We start from the raw sequence: 16,047 nt of genomic DNA, 5'->3' as shown, positions 1-16,047 counted from the left end.
CCTCAGTTCCCGTAGGCGGCCGCCGCGTCGGCCTCCAGCTTCGCCTGGGTGCCCGCGATGTCCTTCGGGTTGGCCAGGAAGTCCTGGAGCGCCTTCCACTCGCCCTTGCCGGGCGTACCGCCGAAGGCCTGCGGGGCCTGGTCGGACATGTCGAAGCGGAAGTCGTCACCGGACGCGATCAGCGCCTTGGCGATCTTCTGCTGCACCGGGTTCGGATACGACGAGACGTCCACGTTCTTGTTCGGCGAGAGGTAGCCGCCGAGCTTCGCCTGGATGGTCGCCGCGTCCGGGGAGGCCAGGAAGGTCGCCAGGGCCTGCGCGGCCTTGGAGTCCTTCAGGATCACGGCCGCGTCGCCGCCGGAGACCACGGGGGCGGTGTCGCCGACCTTCGGGAAGGGGAACACCTTCGCGTCGGTGCCGACCTTCGCCTTGGCGGTCTGGATGTTGACCTGCGCGAAGTCGCCCTCGTAGACCATGGCCGCCTTGGGCTGGTCGCCCCCGGTGAAGACCTGCGTCACCGAGGCCGGGAAGTCGGTCTGGAGCGCGCCCTTCGCGCCGCCCGCCACATAGTCCTTCTTGCCCCAGATCTGGCCCAGCGTGGTCAGCGCGTCCTTCACGGACGGGTCCGTCCACTTGATCTCGTGCTTGGCCAGCTGGTCGTACTTCTCGGGGCCCGCCTGCGAGAGGTAGACGTTCTCGAACCAGTCGGTGAGGGTCCAGCCCTCGGCACCGCCGACGGAGAACGGGGTCACGCCCGAGTCGTAGACCGTCTGAGCGGTGGTCAGCAACTCGGCCCAGGTCTTCGGCTCGGTGGCGCCCGCGTTCTCGAAGACCTTGGCGTTGTACCAGATCAGGGACTTGTTGGCGGCCTTGTAGTAGACACCGTACTGGGTGCCGCCGACCTTGCCGATGTCCTGCCAGCCCTGCGAATAGTTCTTGGCGAGCTCCGCCTTGGCCTCCGCGCCCAGCGGTTTGGCCCACTTCTTGTCGACGGCCTGCTTGATCGCGCCGGGCTGCGGGAGCATCGCCACGTCCGGCGGCTGGCCGCCCGCGATCTTCGAGCCCAGGAAGTTCACGATCGGGTCCTGCGCGGGTACGAAGGTCACCTTGGCGCCGGTGCGCTTCTCGAACTCCGCGAGGACCTTCTTGAAGTTGGCCTGCTCCTCCCCGCTCCACACGGCGGCGACCTGGAGGCTCTGGCCGTCCAGCTTGGGGAGGGTGACACCGGTGCCGGTCGCCGTACCGCCGGTCGGACCGCTGTCACTGCTCTTGTCGTCGTCCCCGCCGCAGGCGCTGAGCGAGAGGGCGAGGGCCGCCGCGAGCGCGGCGGCCGCGGTTTTCGCGGCCCTGGGCTTTCGGTTTGTGCCGCTCGTGCTGCGCATCACGTCCCCGTTCCTCGTTCCTCGTCGAACGTAGAGGGTGTCCCGTGCGAACTGGTCTACGCCGGGAGAACGGGGTCGGCAAGGGCGCGTCCGCTGTCAATCGGGCGATCGTTGCGGCCTCGTGACCAGTACGGCTGCGTGCGGGCACGCGACGGAGAGAGGCAGCCTGATTCGGCTAAAGCAGTGACGGCACCTCTGCTGCTGCGACTTCCCTCGCTGCCCGTTCCAATGCACTGGCGAGCAGAGCGAGGTCCGTCGGACCGTTGCCCAGTTCCCGGACCTGACGACGGGCCGGGGGATCACCCATGCGCTCCCACTCCAGGGGCACGACCGTGGGCCGCTGGGTGGCCGTACGCGGGATGCGGCCGGTGACCCGGCCCGCCTGGAAGCCGGTCACCCGGCCGTCGGACCAGGTCAGACGGCCGCGTCCGGGAGCCGGCTCCTCCGGCCCGGTGGCCGGCGGGTCCAGGGTGACGCGGAGGGTGGCCCGGCGGGCCGGTTCCGACTCCGCCGTACGGCCGCCCGGGCCGGTCGCGGCCACCAGGTGGACGCCCAGCCGCTCGCCCTCGCGGGCCACCGCCTCCAGCGCGCGTATCACCGACCCGGCGGCGGGCCGGCCCGGAGAGCCGAGCGGCGGTGACACCAGGGCGTCGAGGTCGTCCACGACCACGACCAGACGGGGGAGCGGGGGCACCGCCTCCGCCTGGCGGCGGGCCGCGGCGGGGCGCAGCCGGATGGTGGAGCTGGGCGGCGAGTCGAGGTCGGCGGCAGCCGGATCGGCGGGAGCCTCGCCGGTGGCGCCGGGCGCGTGGGGGCCGCCCTTGCCGGCGGACGGGCCGCGGGTCGCCGCCGAGCGCTGGGAGACCATACGGCCGGACAGCTCGCGTCCGGTGTGCCACCCGGTGAAGTCGGAGCGGCCGAGCAGCTCCGCGCGCCGCTTCAGCTCGGCGCTCAGGGACTGCGCGAACTCCCGCATGCGGACCGGGTCGTTGGCGGTGAGGTGGGTCGTCACGTGCGGCACGTCGGTGCACACGCGCAGTCCCTCGCCGTGGCCGCCGCCCGCGCCCACGCTGTCCCGGCCGTCCATCAGGACGACTCCGAGCCGGTCGGGGCGCTCCGCGGCGGCCAGCGAGGCGACGACGGCCCGCAGCAGTTCCGTACGGCCGCTGCCCGCGGGTCCCTCGATCAGCAGGTGCGGGCCCTCGGCCACCAGGTCGGCGCAGACCGGCCCGCGCGGGCCCGCCCCGAGCACGGCCCAGGCACGTCCGCCGAGCGACTCCGGGTCGTCGGCCGCGTCCGCCCAGCGCGTCATCAGCGACGGCGGGGTGGCCCGGGCCAGCCCCAGCTCGTCCAGCAGCCGCGCCGACTGGGGCAGCGGCGAGGACACACGCGTGTGCCGCCCGTCGGCGGTCCCGTCCGTGCGCAGCGGGGCCAGCGCCCGCGCGAACCGCTCGGCCCAGGCTGCGGAGACGGCGTCCACCGCGGCGACCGTGCCGTGGCCCACGGGGGTGGGCGCCGAGGTGAGGTGGAGGGTGTCGGAGTCGGTACGCCCGCCGGTGCCGGTGCCGGTGCCGGTGCCGGTGCCGGTGCCGGTGCCGCCGTGGGCCGGGGTACGGGAGGCGCCGTCGGCGGGACGGGGCACGGTGCGGGTGCTGTCGGCGCCGAGCCGGCGGTGTGCCGGGCGGGGGCCGTCGCCCTCCTTCTCGGGCCCGGGCTTCTCGGGCGCGGTGTACGTCGCCTGATCGTCCCGCGCGCCGGTGGTTACGCCCTCACTCGCGCGCGGGGCGGAGGACCCGCTCGTCGCGGCCGGGAGCCCCGCCCGCGCCACCCGCATCAGCCGCAGGGCCGTCGCCACGTCCCCGCTGAGCAGTCCGACCGCGCCGCACTCGCGGAACGTCGGGGCCGCCGCGCAGGCCGCCTCGTAGGTGTCCGTCACGGGCGAGGCCGGAGAGGCAGGGGCCGTCTCGGCCAGGCAGACGACATGGATACCGGCTCGCGGGCCCTGCGAGGCCAGCCGGGCCACCGCCTTGCGCAGATCCGCGCCACCGGGATCGCCGTCCACGACGACCACGGTGTACGGCCCGGGGAAGCCGCCGGTCCCCTCGCCCTCGTCGTCGCGGGCCCAGGAGGGGCGTCGGGCGGCGCCCCGGAGTCGGTCCGGGGAGCCGGCGGAGCGGGCAGCCGGGATCACGCCGCGGGGCGGGACCGACTCCGCGTCGGCCAGGTGGTCGTCCAGGCGCCGGAGCAGTTCGTCGGTGCGGGCCGCGGCCTGTTCGCGATCGTGCGCCAGGAGGAGCCGGCAGTCCTGGCCGTGGCCCGGGCGGACATGGGGAAGCCAGCCGAGCCAGGACCACTCGGTGACGCGCTCCTGCGCGGGCCGGGAACGGTCCGCGCTGATCAGCACGATCTCCAGGGTCTCGGGCGCGTGCAGGGCGGCCAGTTGGGCCACCACCGCGCGGGCCAGCCCGGCCAGCCGCGCGCGCGGTCCGGCGAGACCCAGTGCGCCCGCCTCGCGCAGATCCGCGGTGACCGGGACGGCGGGCAGCAGCCCCGTCCCGTCGGGCGCGGTCCGGTCCGCGGTGCCGAGCCGGACGGTGAGCGCCTCGGGGTGTTCCGGCCCGCGCTCCCACAGCCGGGCGCCCGGGCCCAGCGCCGTCAGCAGCAGGGCGGCGGGGTCCGGCCAGACCTCGGGCAGCTGGGCGGCCACGGCCGGCGCGGCGGCGACGGGGGCCGGTTCCCCGGCGTACGGTTCGTCCTGCTCGGTGGTCCCGGGCTCGCCCCGGCCGCCGGCCAGCCGCCGCGCCCACTTGCCGAGCCCGCCACGCCGGCGCCCGCTCTGCGGGACGTCGGTGCCGCGCAGTGGGGTGCCTTTGCGGCGGCCGGTGCCGGGTTCGGCGGGGTCAGGGGTGGCGGCGGGCTCCTGGTCGGTGCCGGGCGCCTGGGTGGGTGCGGCAGCGGCAGCCGCCTCGGTGAAGGAACCGAGCCCGGTCCGGCCGCCGTGGGTGTCCCCGACCGCACCGACGGGGCCGGCAGGGCCGGTGAGACGCGAGGAACCGGTGCCGGGGGCCGCCCCCGCGGGGCTGTACGGGCGCCCACCGGGAGCCGTCCCGCTCCCACCCCCGCTCTCGATCCGCGGTGCCCCGCCCTGCCCGGGCACGACGACCGGAGGCTCGACGGGACCGTGGGCCTGTGCCTCCGCGATCCCGGGGTTCCCGCCGGACGCGCCCCAGTCGGCCGAACCGTAGGTGTGGTGGGTCCGGTCGGCGGGCTGCCGGGAGGGGCTGCCCCCGCCGCTGTCCCGGCCCTCACGCGCGTGTGGCGCCCTGGTGCCGTCCCCGGCCCCGGAGACCCCGGTCCCGGCGACAGCTGCCCCCGCCCCGGCCGCGGAGCCCGCGGCAGCCGCCGACACCCTGCGGCCCCGACGCTCGCCGGGCCGGTCGTACCCGGCCTCGCCCGCCCCGGGGGCACTCTCGGGCGCCGCCCGCCCCGGACCGCTCCCGCCGTCCGTCCGCCCATGCTCGCCGGTGTCCCCGGGGGCCACCCGCACATGCCCTTCCCCGTCCGGCTCCGTGCCCAGACGCCGGCCCCCGCTCGGGGCGAGGCGCAGGACCGACTCGCCGATCCTCAGGAGCGCCCCCGGGGGGAACCGGACCGGGCGGGTGCCCACGCGGGTGCCGTCCAGGACGGTGCCGTTCGTGGAGTCGAGGTCGGCCACGGAGACGCGGCCGTCGCCGGCGACGGTGATCGCGCAGTGCAGGCGGGAGACATCGGGGTCGTCCAGCGGGACGTCGGCGTCGACGGAGCGGCCGATGTGGATCTGGCCGCCGTGCAGCAGGTGGACGCCGCCCGCGTCCGGGCCCGCGACCACATGGAGCTGGGTCGGCGCCTCGTCGAGCTCGGGGTGGGGTTCGGGGGCGGCGGGGGCGCCCAGGGACAGCACGGCGCCGTCGATCAGCGGCGGCTCGCCGAGGGTGGCGCGCTGGACGTCGAGACGCTCGCCGTCCGCGTACAGCACGACGGTGCCGCCGCCGCGCTCCGCCTCGCCCGCGCGGGAGGCGCCCGCCTCCCCGGGGACCGCCGAGGCCAGCGCGGCGGCCACCGCGGCCAGGGCTGTGCCGACGGGAGCGGTGACCAGCACGTCGCAGCTCGCGGCGCGGCCGCGGGCCCGGTCGGGCGGGCCCAGCGGGTCTACGACGGTCAGCCGGATCTGCATCGCCGTCAGCGGTCCCTTCTGCTCGGACACGGACATCCCCCACCCCGCACGAGCACCATCGGCCAGTACTGCACGCATCCTCGCACCTGCCACTGACAACACGCCCGCCGCCCGAGGGCAAGTGATCTTGATTGGTCAGCTCTGCCCCCAAAAGTGCCTGACCAGTGCAGCGCCGGCGATCACTTGAGATCGGTCACGTCAACGCCCGGCAACCGGGAGACCCGGACGGAGCGTCCTTGTTTCGAACGTGCTTGGCATCGCTCACGTAGTGCTGGGACGAGCGGCACTACAGTGGGTCGGAAGTGGGTCGGAACGACAGCAAGCAGCAGGGAGTGCATGACGTGCGGCCGGTGGGCAGCAAGTACTTCCTCGAGGAGCCGCTCGGACGCGGTGCCACGGGGACCGTCTGGCGAGCACGCCAGCGGGAGACCGCCGGCGCCGAGGCCGCCGTGGCGGGACAGCCGGGAGAGACCGTCGCGATCAAGGTCCTCAAGGAGGAGCTCGCGAGCGACCCGGACATCGTGATGCGGTTCCTGCGCGAGCGCTCGGTGCTGCTCAGGCTGACTCACCCGAACATCGTGCGGGTGCGCGACCTCGTCGTCGAGGGCGATCTGCTCGCCCTGGTCATGGACCTCGTCGAGGGCCCCGACCTACACCGCTACCTTCGCGAGAACGGCCCCTTCAGCCCCGTCGGCGCCGCCCTGCTGACCGCCCAGATCGCCGACGCGCTCGCCGCGAGCCATGCCGACGGCGTGGTCCACCGCGACCTCAAGCCGGCCAACGTGCTGCTGCGCCAGTACGGCGGCCAGATGCACCCTCTGTTGACCGACTTCGGCATCGCGCGCCTCGCCGACTCCCCGGGCCTGACCCGGACCCAGGAGTTCGTCGGCACGCCCGCGTACGTCGCCCCCGAGTCCGCCGAGGGCCGCCCGCAGACCTCCGCGGTCGACATCTACGGCGCCGGCATCCTGCTGTACGAGCTGGTCACCGGACGTCCGCCGTTCGCCGGCGGCTCCGCCCTGGAGGTCCTGCACCAGCACCTGAGCGCCGAACCGCGCCGCCCCTCCACGGTCCCCGACCCGCTGTGGACCGTCATAGAGCGCTGTCTGAGCAAGAACCCGGACCGCCGCCCCAGCGCGGAGAACCTCGCGCGCGGGCTCCGGGTCGTCGCCGAGGGCATCGGGGTGCACGCGAACTCCGCGCAGATCGCCGCGGCGGAGAACGTCGGCGCGCTGCTGCTGCCCGACCCGGACCCGGCGGCCGTCCCGGACACGCCCGGTGCCGCCGACCCGACGCAGGTGCTGCCGCACGGCGCCGGTGCCGTCGACCCGAACGCCGCGACCAGCTTCCTGCCGCACACCGGCGCCGGGAACCCGGTCGGCGCCGCCGACCCCACCGCCGTACTCCCGACCAACCGGGGAGGTGCGGCCGACCCGACCGCCGTCATGCCGCCGGTGCCGCCCGGGCAGTACGGGCAGCAGGGGCACCAGTCCGGTGGGCCCGAGGAGCCGCACCCCTGGCAGAACCAGCTGCGCGCGGCCCGGGACCGCAACGAACAGACCCAGGTCCAGTACCTCGACCCCAACGAGGACCCGCTGCGCCGTCGCCCCCAGCGGCAGGTCGCCAGGCCGCAACCGCAGCAGCCGCCGCAACGGCAGCAGCGGCCCCAGCAGCGCCCGCCGCAGGGCGGTTACGACCAGGGCGGTTACGGCCGTCAGCCGCAGCAACCCCAGCAGTACGCCCCGCAGCAGCAACAGCCGCAGCGCTACGCGCCCCCGCCGCAGCCCGAGCGCCCCGCGCGCGAGCCCCGGCAGCCGCGGCAGCGCAGCGCCAACCCGATGAAGATCCCCGGTCTGGGCTGCCTCAAGGGCTGTCTGTTCACGATCCTCATCCTGTTCGTGGCGAGCTGGCTGATCTGGGAGCTGAGCCCGCTCCAGGAGTGGATCGGCACCGGCAAGAGCTACTGGCAGCAGCTCGGCGACATCGTCGACACCGTGAGCAAGTGGATCGGAGATCTGGGCGGAAACTCCTCAGGTCAGCAGTAGTACTGGGGATTTGTCGACATCCGGCGGGTGATTTCCGTCTCCGCGGTGAAGGTTGGCTCCTGCGACGCGTAGCTTTAGCGACAACACGCGTCTGTAGGAGCAGTCTTGGCACGGAAGATCGGCAGCCGGTACACCGCCAACCAGATCCTGGGGCGGGGCAGCGCCGGCACGGTGTGGCTGGGCGAGGGACCCGAGGGTCCCGTCGCCGTCAAGCTCCTGCGCGAGGACCTCGCGTCCGACCAGGAGCTCGTCGGCCGGTTCGTGCAGGAGCGCACGGCGCTGCTCGGCCTGGAGCATCCGCACGTCGTCTCCGTACGCGACCTGGTGGTCGACGGCAACGACCTCGCGCTCGTCATGGACCTGGTCCGGGGCACTGATCTGCGCACCCGGCTCGACCGTGAGAAACGGCTCGCCCCCGAGGCGGCGGTGGCGATCGTGGCCGACGTCGCCGACGGCCTGGCCGCCGCGCACGCGGCCGGGGTCGTGCACCGGGACGTGAAGCCGGAGAACGTCCTGCTGGACATGCAGGGACCGCTCGGCCCCGGCGGCGCGCACCCGGCCCTGCTGACCGACTTCGGCGTGGCCAAGCTCATCGACTCGCCGCGCCGGACCCGGGCCACGAAGATCATCGGTACGCCCGACTACCTCGCGCCGGAGATCGTCGAGGGCCTGCCGCCGCGCGCCTCCGTGGACATCTACGCCCTCGCCACCGTGCTCTACGAACTCCTCGCCGGGTTCACCCCGTTCGGGGGCGGGCATCCGGGCGCGGTGCTGCGGCGCCATGTCACCGAGACGGTGGTGCCGCTGCCCGGCATCCCCGACGAGCTGTGGCAGCTGATCGTGCAGTGTCTGGCGAAGGCCCCGGCCTCCCGGCTGCGCGCCTCCGAGCTGGGCGCCCGGCTGCGGGAGCTGCTGCCGCTGCTGGCCGGGATGCCGCCGCTGGACGTGGACGAGCCGGACGCGGAGCCGGAGGACGAGCAGGACGGCGAGGCGGCCGCCCCCGCGTCGGCCGGCGAGCCGGTGTCCTCCGGGCGGCCCGCGCGGCGCGGTGCCGTGCCCCTGGTGCCGGGCGCGAGGCCCACCGACTCCAACCGGGACACCCACACGTCGATGCGGGTCCCGGCGCCCGACGAACTCGCCGGAGGCGCCCTGGGCACCGCCCGGGTACCGCGGCCCGCCGGCGCACCGCGACCGGGCTCCGCCCGCCACCGGGCCACCACGCGCCGCCGCCGACTGGCCGTCGGCGCCGCCGCGCTGGTGCTGGTGGCCGCGGCGGGGGTCGGGGTCTGGGCGGCCACGTCGGGGGACGACGCGGGGGCGTCCCCGCAGGACACGAAGAACTCGGCGCCGGTCTCGCCCTGAGGGGGCGGGGGCGACCGAGGTCGGTTGTGGTGGTGCGGGGAGCGGAATCCGCGTGGAGCGGGCCTTGCCCTGAGGGGACGGAGTCCGGGGTCTGGGGGACCACCTCCGGGGACGACGCCGGTGCGTCACCGCAGGACACGGTGCCGGTCTCGCTCTGTGGGGAGTGGGGCTGCGGCCTGGGGGACGGCCGAGGTCGGTCCTAGTGGTGCGGTGGCTGCGATGGGGGTCGGGGTCTGGGCGGCCGCTTCCGGGGACGATCCCGGGGCGTCGCCGCACGGCCCGGGGAACTCGGCGCCCACCTCGCCGCCAGGAGACTCGGCGCCCACCTCGCCCCCGCCCCCAGGGGACTCGGCGTCCACCTCACCCGCCCCGCCCCGGGGGACGACCGACGTCGGTTGCCACAGCCGTTAGGCTGGAGGGCGTGGCAGTCGTCGATGTATCCGAAGAGCTCAAGTCCCTCTCCTCGACCATGGAGTCGATCGAGGCCGTTCTGGACCTCGACAAGCTGAGGGCAGACATCGCCGTGCTCGAGGAGCAGGCGGCCGCGCCGTCCCTGTGGGACAACCCGGACGAGGCGCAGAAGATCACCAGCAAGCTGTCCCACCTCCAGGCCGAGGTCAGGAAGGCCGACGCGCTGCGCAGCCGGATCGACGATCTCGCTGTGCTGTTCGAGATGGCCCAGGAAGAGGACGACCCGGACACCCTCGCCGAGGCCGAGTCGGAGCTCACCTCCGTCAAGAAGGCGCTCGACGAGATGGAGGTGCGCACCCTCCTGTCCGGCGAGTACGACTCCCGTGAGGCGCTCGTCAACATCCGCGCCGAGGCCGGTGGCGTCGACGCCGCCGACTTCGCGGAGAAGCTCCAGCGGATGTACCTGCGCTGGGCGGAGCAGAAGGGCTACAAGACCGAGCTCATCGAGACGTCGTACGCGGAAGAGGCCGGCATCAAGTCGACCACCTTCGCCGTGCAGGCGCCGTACGCCTACGGCACGCTCTCCGTCGAGCAGGGCACTCACCGGCTCGTGCGCATCTCGCCCTTCGACAACCAGGGCCGCCGGCAGACCTCCTTCGCGGGCGTCGAAATCCTCCCCGTGGTCGAGCAGACCGACCACATCGAGATCGACGAGTCGGACCTGCGCGTGGACGTGTACCGCTCGTCCGGGCCCGGCGGCCAGGGCGTCAACACCACCGACTCCGCGGTGCGGCTGACCCACCTGCCCACCGGCATCGTCGTCTCCTGCCAGAACGAGCGCTCGCAGATCCAGAACAAGGCGACCGCCATGAACGTCCTCCAGGCGAAACTTCTGGAGCGCAAGCGCCAGGAGGAGCGGGCCAAGATGGACGCCCTCAAGGACGGCGGCAGCTCCTGGGGCAACCAGATGCGTTCGTACGTCCTGCACCCGTACCAGATGGTCAAGGACCTGCGCACCGAGTTCGAGGTCGGCAACCCCGAGGCTGTGTTCAACGGCGAGATCGACGGCTTCATCGAAGCCGGAATTCGCTGGCGCAAGCAGCAGGAGAAGTAACTTTGTCGACTTGACCGCCGCTCCCCAACTGCCGCCCACCGGGCGGCAGTTTGCTTTATGTCTGGGTTTTACATCACACTCACAGACCGCTTTCCCCGGCAAAGAGCCCTTACCGGGACATCGCGCGCGCAACGGCCTTGACGATGCTTTGAAAAATGGGAAGGGTAAAGCGTGGCATGCGTATCTCTGGGGCGCATGTGAACCGGGGGATGCGAGCAAAGCTGCCTTCCTCCGTCGATCACGGCCCCGAGCGCCGCCTCATTGACGATGAGCTACTGGGGGTAGCAACCACATGACGAAGAAGACGCGGATCCGGATCGCGCGCATAGCCGCCGGTGCCGTGATCGCGGCCGGTGCCTCGCTGACGGCCGCCGGCGCTGCTTCCGCGCTGGAGATCAACGTGGGCGTGGGCGCCGATGGCGTCGGCGTGAACGTGAACACCGGCGACGACGACCCGGGCGACGGCATCCCGACGGCGCCCAACACGCCGACCGAGGACCCGACCGGGGACCCGACCGAGCTGCCCACCACTCCGGTGACGCCGCCGGTCACGCCGCCGGTCACGCAGGAGCCGACCGAGGAGCCGACGGAGCCCACCGAGGAGCCGACCGAGCCCACCGAGGCCCCGTCCGACCCGGGCAACGGGAACGGCAATGGGAACGGGAACGGGAACGGCAACGGCAACGGGAACGCCGGTGGCGGCGGCAACAACGCCGACCCCAACGGTGGTTCCGGCGCCTCCACCCAGGAAGAGGGCTCCTCGGCCCTCACCGAGACCGGCGCGGACACCACGTCCAACACGTCGGCCCAGGGCAACGGCAAGGAACTCGCCGAGACGGGTGCCGGTCAGACCGCCTTCCTGCTCGTCGGTGCCGCCACGATGATCGCCGGTGGCATCGGCTTCCGCATCCTGCCGCGCCTCGCCGGCGGCCGCGGTGGCGCTGCCGCCTAAGAGTGACTCCCGGTAGTCGCACCGCTGCCTAAGGTGCGCATGCCGAACGGCGAAGGGCCCGGAGCGTATCCGCTCCGGGCCCTTCGTGCGTCTTCGCCGAGGGTTCGTACGGGGACCGGCTAGGCGGTCTGGTGGGCCAGCAGGGCCACCGCCGCGATCAGGACCGCGAGCAGTGCGATCAGGGTCACAGGGTTCAGGCCCGCGAAGTGGTTCTCCTGCTGGAGCCGCTCACGGTTCGCCCGGCACACCGGGCACCGGCCCTCACTCACGGGCGCCGCACAGTTTGCGCACACCAGGCGGTCGTACGTCATGCGCGTCACCCTTCTTGCCGACTGTTCCGTACACAAGAACGCTCCCGGATCGCAGAACGTTCCCTTCTCCACTGTGCCAGGTTCGTCTGGTGGCCGCCTGTGGGCTTCGGAAGAGAGGGATTCCAGGTCGGCACAAAACCGCCCAACCAATACGCAACCCGAACCGGCGCCTGCGCTCGCACACCCGGTTCGCGTATGGTCACGCTCATCTACCCCCGGCCTACCGTGGTGCATCCGTGATCCGATTCGACAACGTATCCAAGGTCTACCCCAAGCAGACCCGCCCCGCACTCAGGGACGTCTCCCTCGAAGTGGAGAAGGGCGAGTTCGTGTTCCTCGTGGGGTCCTCCGGCTCCGGAAAGTCCACCTTCCTGCGGCTGGTGCTCCGCGAGGAGCGGACCAGTCAGGGGCAGGTGCACGTCCTGGGCAAGGACCTCGCGCGCCTCTCCAACTGGAAGGTGCCGCAGATGCGCCGCCAGCTGGGGACGGTGTTCCAGGACTTCCGGCTGCTGCCCAACAAGACGGTCGCCGAGAACGTGGCCTTCGCGCAGGAGGTCATCGGCAAGTCCCGCGGTGAGATCCGCAAGTCCGTGCCGCAGGTGCTCGACCTCGTCGGGCTCGGCGGCAAGGAGGACCGGATGCCGGGCGAGCTCTCCGGCGGTGAGCAGCAGCGCGTGGCCATCGCGCGGGCCTTCGTGAACCGGCCCAAGCTGCTGATCGCCGACGAGCCCACCGGCAACCTCGACCCGCAGACCTCCGTCGGCATCATGAAGCTGCTCGACCGGATCAACCGGACGGGCACCACCGTGCTGATGGCGACGCACGACCAGAACATCGTGGACCAGATGCGCAAGCGCGTCATCGAGCTGGAGAAGGGCCGCCTCGTCCGCGACCAGGCACGCGGCGTCTACGGCTACCAGCACTGACCGCCTCGAAGAGTCCCCGGAAAGGCCTGAAGAAGACGCCATGCGCGCCCAGTTCGTACTCTCCGAGATCGGTGTCGGTCTCCGTCGCAACCTGACGATGACGTTCGCCGTCATCGTCTCCGTCGCCCTGTCGCTCGCTCTGTTCGGCGGGTCGCTCCTGATGAGCGACCAGGTCGGCGCCATGAAGGGCTACTGGTACGACAAGGTCAACGTCTCGATCTTCCTCTGCAACAAGAGCGACGCCGAGTCGGACCCCAACTGCGCCAAGGGCGCGGTCACCGAGGACCAGAAGAAGGACATCCTCTCCGACCTGAAGAAGATGTCGGTCGTCCAGACGGTCCTCCACGAGTCCCAGGACGAGGCGTACAAGCACTACAAGGAGCAGTTCGGCGACTCCCCGCTGGCCGCCTCCCTCACGCCGGACCAGATGCAGGAGTCGTACCGCATCAAGCTCAAGGACCCGGAGAAGTACCAGGTCATCGCGACCGCCTTCAACGGCCGTGACGGGGTGCAGTCCGTGCAGGACCAGAAGGGCATCCTGGACAACCTGTTCACCATGCTCAACCTGATGAACCGGGCCGCGCTCGGCCTCATGGCGCTCATGCTGATCGTCGCCCTGCTGCTGATCGTCAACACGGTGCGTGTCTCGGCGTTCAGCCGTCGGCGGGAGACCGGGATCATGCGGCTGGTGGGTGCGTCCGGCTTCTACATCCAGGCGCCGTTCATCATGGAGGCCGCCGTCGCGGGCGCCATCGGCGGTGCGCTCGCCTGTGTCTTCCTGGTCGTCGGCCGGTACTTCACGATCGACCACGGCATGGCCCTGTCCACCAAGCTCAACCTGATCAACTTCGTGGGCTGGGACGCCGTCCTGACCAAGCTGCCGTTGATCCTCGCCGCGAGTGTGCTGATGCCCGCATTGGCCGCGTTCTTCGCGTTGCGCAAGTACCTGAAGGTGTGACGCACGCCAAGAGGGCCGTACGGTCAACCGGCCGTGCGGCCCTCTTGCGTTGTCCTAGACTCACCGGCATGTCAGGCCGTGACCTGTTCTGTCAGCCCCGCCGCATCCGCCGCGGGGCCGCCCTGACATTGGTGTTCGCGACCGTCCTGGTGGCCGGCGCTGCCACCGGCTCGCTCCCCGAGGGCGACCGCGGTGACCGGAAGTCCTCGTCCGACACGGCCCGTTCGACCGCGCTCGCGGGGGCGCACGAGGACGTGGCCAGGGCGGCCGAAGAGGCCATGGCCGACGGCAAGTCCCCCACGGAGGCCGCCCAGCGCGCCGTCAGCCGCAGCGGGGACCGCTGGGGCGCCGTCTACTCCCGTGGCGAGTACGAGGAGTTTGAGGAGGCCCTGGCCGGCCAGTACACCGGCGTCGGGCTGTGGGCGCGGCGCGAGCAGGACGGCCGTATCGAAGTGACCAAGGTGAGCTCCCACTCGCCCGCGGCGGCCGCCGGGATCCGCCGCGGTGATCTGCTGCGCAGCGTCGACGGGACGTCCGCGGACGGGCGGCCCGTCACCGAGGTGGTCTCCTTACTGCGCGGTGACGCGAAGGACGCGGCCGCCGGGACCATGGTCCGGCTGGGCCTGCAGCGCGGCACACGCGCGTGGAGCGAGACACTGCGGCGCGCTCGGCTGTCCACGGACTCGGTCAGCGTCCGGGAGCTGGCCGGCTCGATCACGCTCATCAAGATCGACTCGTTCACGAAGGGCGTCGGGAACGAGGTCCGTGACGCCGTGCGGGCCGCGCCGGCCGACGGCGGGATCGTCCTCGACCTGCGCGGCAATTCCGGCGGCCTGGTCACCGAGGCCGTCACGACGGCGTCCGTCTTCCTCGACGGAGGGCTGGTCGCGACCTACGACGTGGACGGATCGCAGCAGGCGCTGCACGCGGAGCCCGGCGGTGACACCACCCGGGCGTTGGTCGCTCTGGTCGACGGCGGCACGATGAGCGCGGCGGAGCTGCTGACCGGGGCGCTTCAGGACCGGGGCCGGGCCGTGGTGGTCGGTTCCCGCACCTTCGGCAAGGGGTCGGTGCAGATGCCCACCCGGCTGCCGGACGGGTCCGTGGCCGAGCTGACCGTGGGGCACTACCGGACGCCGTCGGGGCGAGGGGTGGACGGGCGGGGGATCACGCCTGACCTGGAGGCCGACGAAGGGGCTCTGGGCCAGGCCGAGACGGTGCTCGAGGGATTGGGCGACTAGAGGTCGTCCTTCGGCTGCCGGACGGTGACCACGTCATTAAGGGCTGGCCCCGGACCCCCTCAGTAGTGCGAAAATGGCAGCACTATGAGCAAGGGAATGTACGTACCGAAGGAGTCCCAGCCCAAGCCGGGCGGGGCGGCCGCGAAGGCCAGGGACGGTGAGAAGGGCGGCAAGCGCAAGATCGTCGCCCAGAACAAGAAGGCCCGGCACGACTACGCGATCATCGACACCTATGAGGCCGGCCTCGTGCTCATGGGTACCGAGGTCAAGTCGCTGCGGGAGGGCCGCACCTCCCTGACCGACGGCTTCGTCCAGATCGACGGGGGCGAGGCGTGGCTGCACAACGCCCACATCCCGGAGTATCACCAGGGCAGCTGGACCAACCACTCCGCGCGCCGCAAGCGCAAGCTGCTGCTGCACCGCGAGGAGATCGACAAGCTGGAGTCGAAGGCGCAGGAGACGGGTCACACCATCGTGCCCCTCGCCCTCTACTTCAAGGACGGCCGCGCGAAGGCCGAGATCGCGCTCGCGCGAGGCAAGAAGGAGTACGACAAGCGGCAGACGCTGCGGGAGAAGCAGGACCGGCGGGAGTCGGACCGGGCGATCGCTGCGGCGAAGCGCAAGCAGCGGGGCCAGTAGGGCGGCGGGTCACCGGGAATACGGTGGCATCGGCGCGCGTTGGTCACGTACGATGGACTCAACACCGGCCGCGGTCGGTGTGAGCATTGAAAACAAAACATGGGGATGATCGGTTTCGACAGCGGCTGTTGAAGCAGGGGAAGCGTGTCGAGGAAGCGGCAATGATCTCGTTAACCATATGTCGCAACCAATAATCGCCAATTCCAAGAGCGATTCCCGCGCCTTCGCCCTCGCTGCCTAATAAGCAGTGAGTGAAGGCCCTAACGGGTGTCAGCCCGGGGATGTTCCCGACCCGGACCCTGGCATAATCTAGGGGACTAAACCATTGAGCCCGGTCACGGGGTTCAATGGGAAATCAAACAGTGACTGGGCCCGTCGGCGACTTGTTCGCGTGATCGCCGGGGCCGAGAAAATCTCAGCGAACTGCACACGGAGAAGCCCTGATTCTGCACCGTTGGACGCGGGTTCGATTCCCGCCATCTCCACTCGTCCC

The 16,047-nt window shown here is 72.1% G+C and carries 11 protein-coding genes and 1 other RNA gene; 9 read left to right on the top strand and 3 right to left on the bottom strand.

What is annotated here, in order from left to right:
- Positions 1 to 2: 2 nt before the first annotated feature.
- Positions 3 to 1,382, bottom strand: coding sequence for an ABC transporter substrate-binding protein (locus tag H295_RS0130090; protein ID WP_020139058.1), 1,380 nt, complete (start codon positions 1,380 to 1,382; stop codon positions 3 to 5).
- A 175-nt stretch (positions 1,383 to 1,557) separates the two neighbouring features.
- A complete protein-coding gene (locus H295_RS0130085; RefSeq protein ID WP_028809876.1) occupies positions 1,558 to 5,595 on the bottom strand; it encodes an FHA domain-containing protein in 4,038 nt (1,345 codons plus the stop codon).
- Between the two features lie 341 nt (positions 5,596 to 5,936).
- Between H295_RS0130085 and H295_RS0130080 the strand changes: the two genes are divergently transcribed.
- From H295_RS0130080 to H295_RS0130065, 4 genes are all read left to right on the top strand, one after another.
- Positions 5,937 to 7,640 carry a serine/threonine-protein kinase gene (locus tag H295_RS0130080; RefSeq protein ID WP_028809875.1) on the top strand — a complete coding sequence of 568 codons (1,704 nt, stop codon included), beginning with the start codon at positions 5,937 to 5,939 and terminating at the stop codon, positions 7,638 to 7,640.
- Positions 7,641 to 7,745: 105 nt separating this feature from the next.
- Entirely contained in the window at positions 7,746 to 9,002 is a 1,257-nt protein-coding gene (locus tag H295_RS0130075; protein WP_020139055.1) for a serine/threonine-protein kinase, read from the top strand.
- Positions 9,003 to 9,423: 421 nt separating this feature from the next.
- Positions 9,424 to 10,527: a peptide chain release factor 2 gene (gene prfB / locus H295_RS0130070; RefSeq protein ID WP_020139054.1), complete on the top strand. Its 1,104-nt coding sequence runs from the start codon at positions 9,424 to 9,426 to the stop codon at positions 10,525 to 10,527.
- 292 nt (positions 10,528 to 10,819) lie between these two features.
- Positions 10,820 to 11,479, top strand: a complete 660-nt coding sequence (locus H295_RS0130065) for a hypothetical protein (RefSeq protein WP_020139053.1) — start codon at positions 10,820 to 10,822, stop codon at positions 11,477 to 11,479.
- A 119-nt stretch (positions 11,480 to 11,598) separates the two neighbouring features.
- On the opposite strand, the gene H295_RS0130060 is transcribed toward H295_RS0130065, so the two are convergent.
- Positions 11,599 to 11,790 carry a hypothetical protein gene (locus H295_RS0130060; RefSeq protein WP_028809874.1) on the bottom strand — a complete coding sequence of 64 codons (192 nt, stop codon included), beginning with the start codon at positions 11,788 to 11,790 and terminating at the stop codon, positions 11,599 to 11,601.
- Between the two features lie 236 nt (positions 11,791 to 12,026).
- On the opposite strand from H295_RS0130060, the gene ftsE reads away from it, so the two are divergent.
- From ftsE to ssrA, 5 genes are all read left to right on the top strand, one after another.
- Entirely contained in the window at positions 12,027 to 12,716 is a 690-nt protein-coding gene (ftsE, locus tag H295_RS0130055; protein WP_007382424.1) for a cell division ATP-binding protein FtsE, read from the top strand.
- A 40-nt stretch (positions 12,717 to 12,756) separates the two neighbouring features.
- Positions 12,757 to 13,674: a permease-like cell division protein FtsX gene (gene ftsX / locus H295_RS0130050; RefSeq protein ID WP_020139051.1), complete on the top strand. Its 918-nt coding sequence runs from the start codon at positions 12,757 to 12,759 to the stop codon at positions 13,672 to 13,674.
- A 68-nt stretch (positions 13,675 to 13,742) separates the two neighbouring features.
- On the top strand, positions 13,743 to 14,915 hold the full coding sequence (locus tag H295_RS0130045) for a S41 family peptidase (RefSeq protein WP_199788632.1): 1,173 nt from the start codon (positions 13,743 to 13,745) through the stop codon (positions 14,913 to 14,915).
- Positions 14,916 to 15,011: 96 nt separating this feature from the next.
- Positions 15,012 to 15,554 carry an SsrA-binding protein SmpB gene (gene smpB, locus H295_RS0130040; RefSeq protein WP_020139049.1) on the top strand — a complete coding sequence of 181 codons (543 nt, stop codon included), beginning with the start codon at positions 15,012 to 15,014 and terminating at the stop codon, positions 15,552 to 15,554.
- 101 nt (positions 15,555 to 15,655) lie between these two features.
- Positions 15,656 to 16,042, top strand: a transfer-messenger RNA (tmRNA) gene (ssrA, locus tag H295_RS45035).
- The last annotated feature ends 5 nt before the right edge of the window (positions 16,043 to 16,047 follow it).

The sequence above is a fragment of the Streptomyces sp. 351MFTsu5.1 genome (assembly GCF_000383655.1).
Lineage (GTDB): Bacteria > Actinomycetota > Actinomycetes > Streptomycetales > Streptomycetaceae > Streptomyces > Streptomyces griseorubiginosus.
Note: the sequence above shows the minus strand (reverse complement) of the source record. Positions and strands in the feature narration are given on the sequence as shown.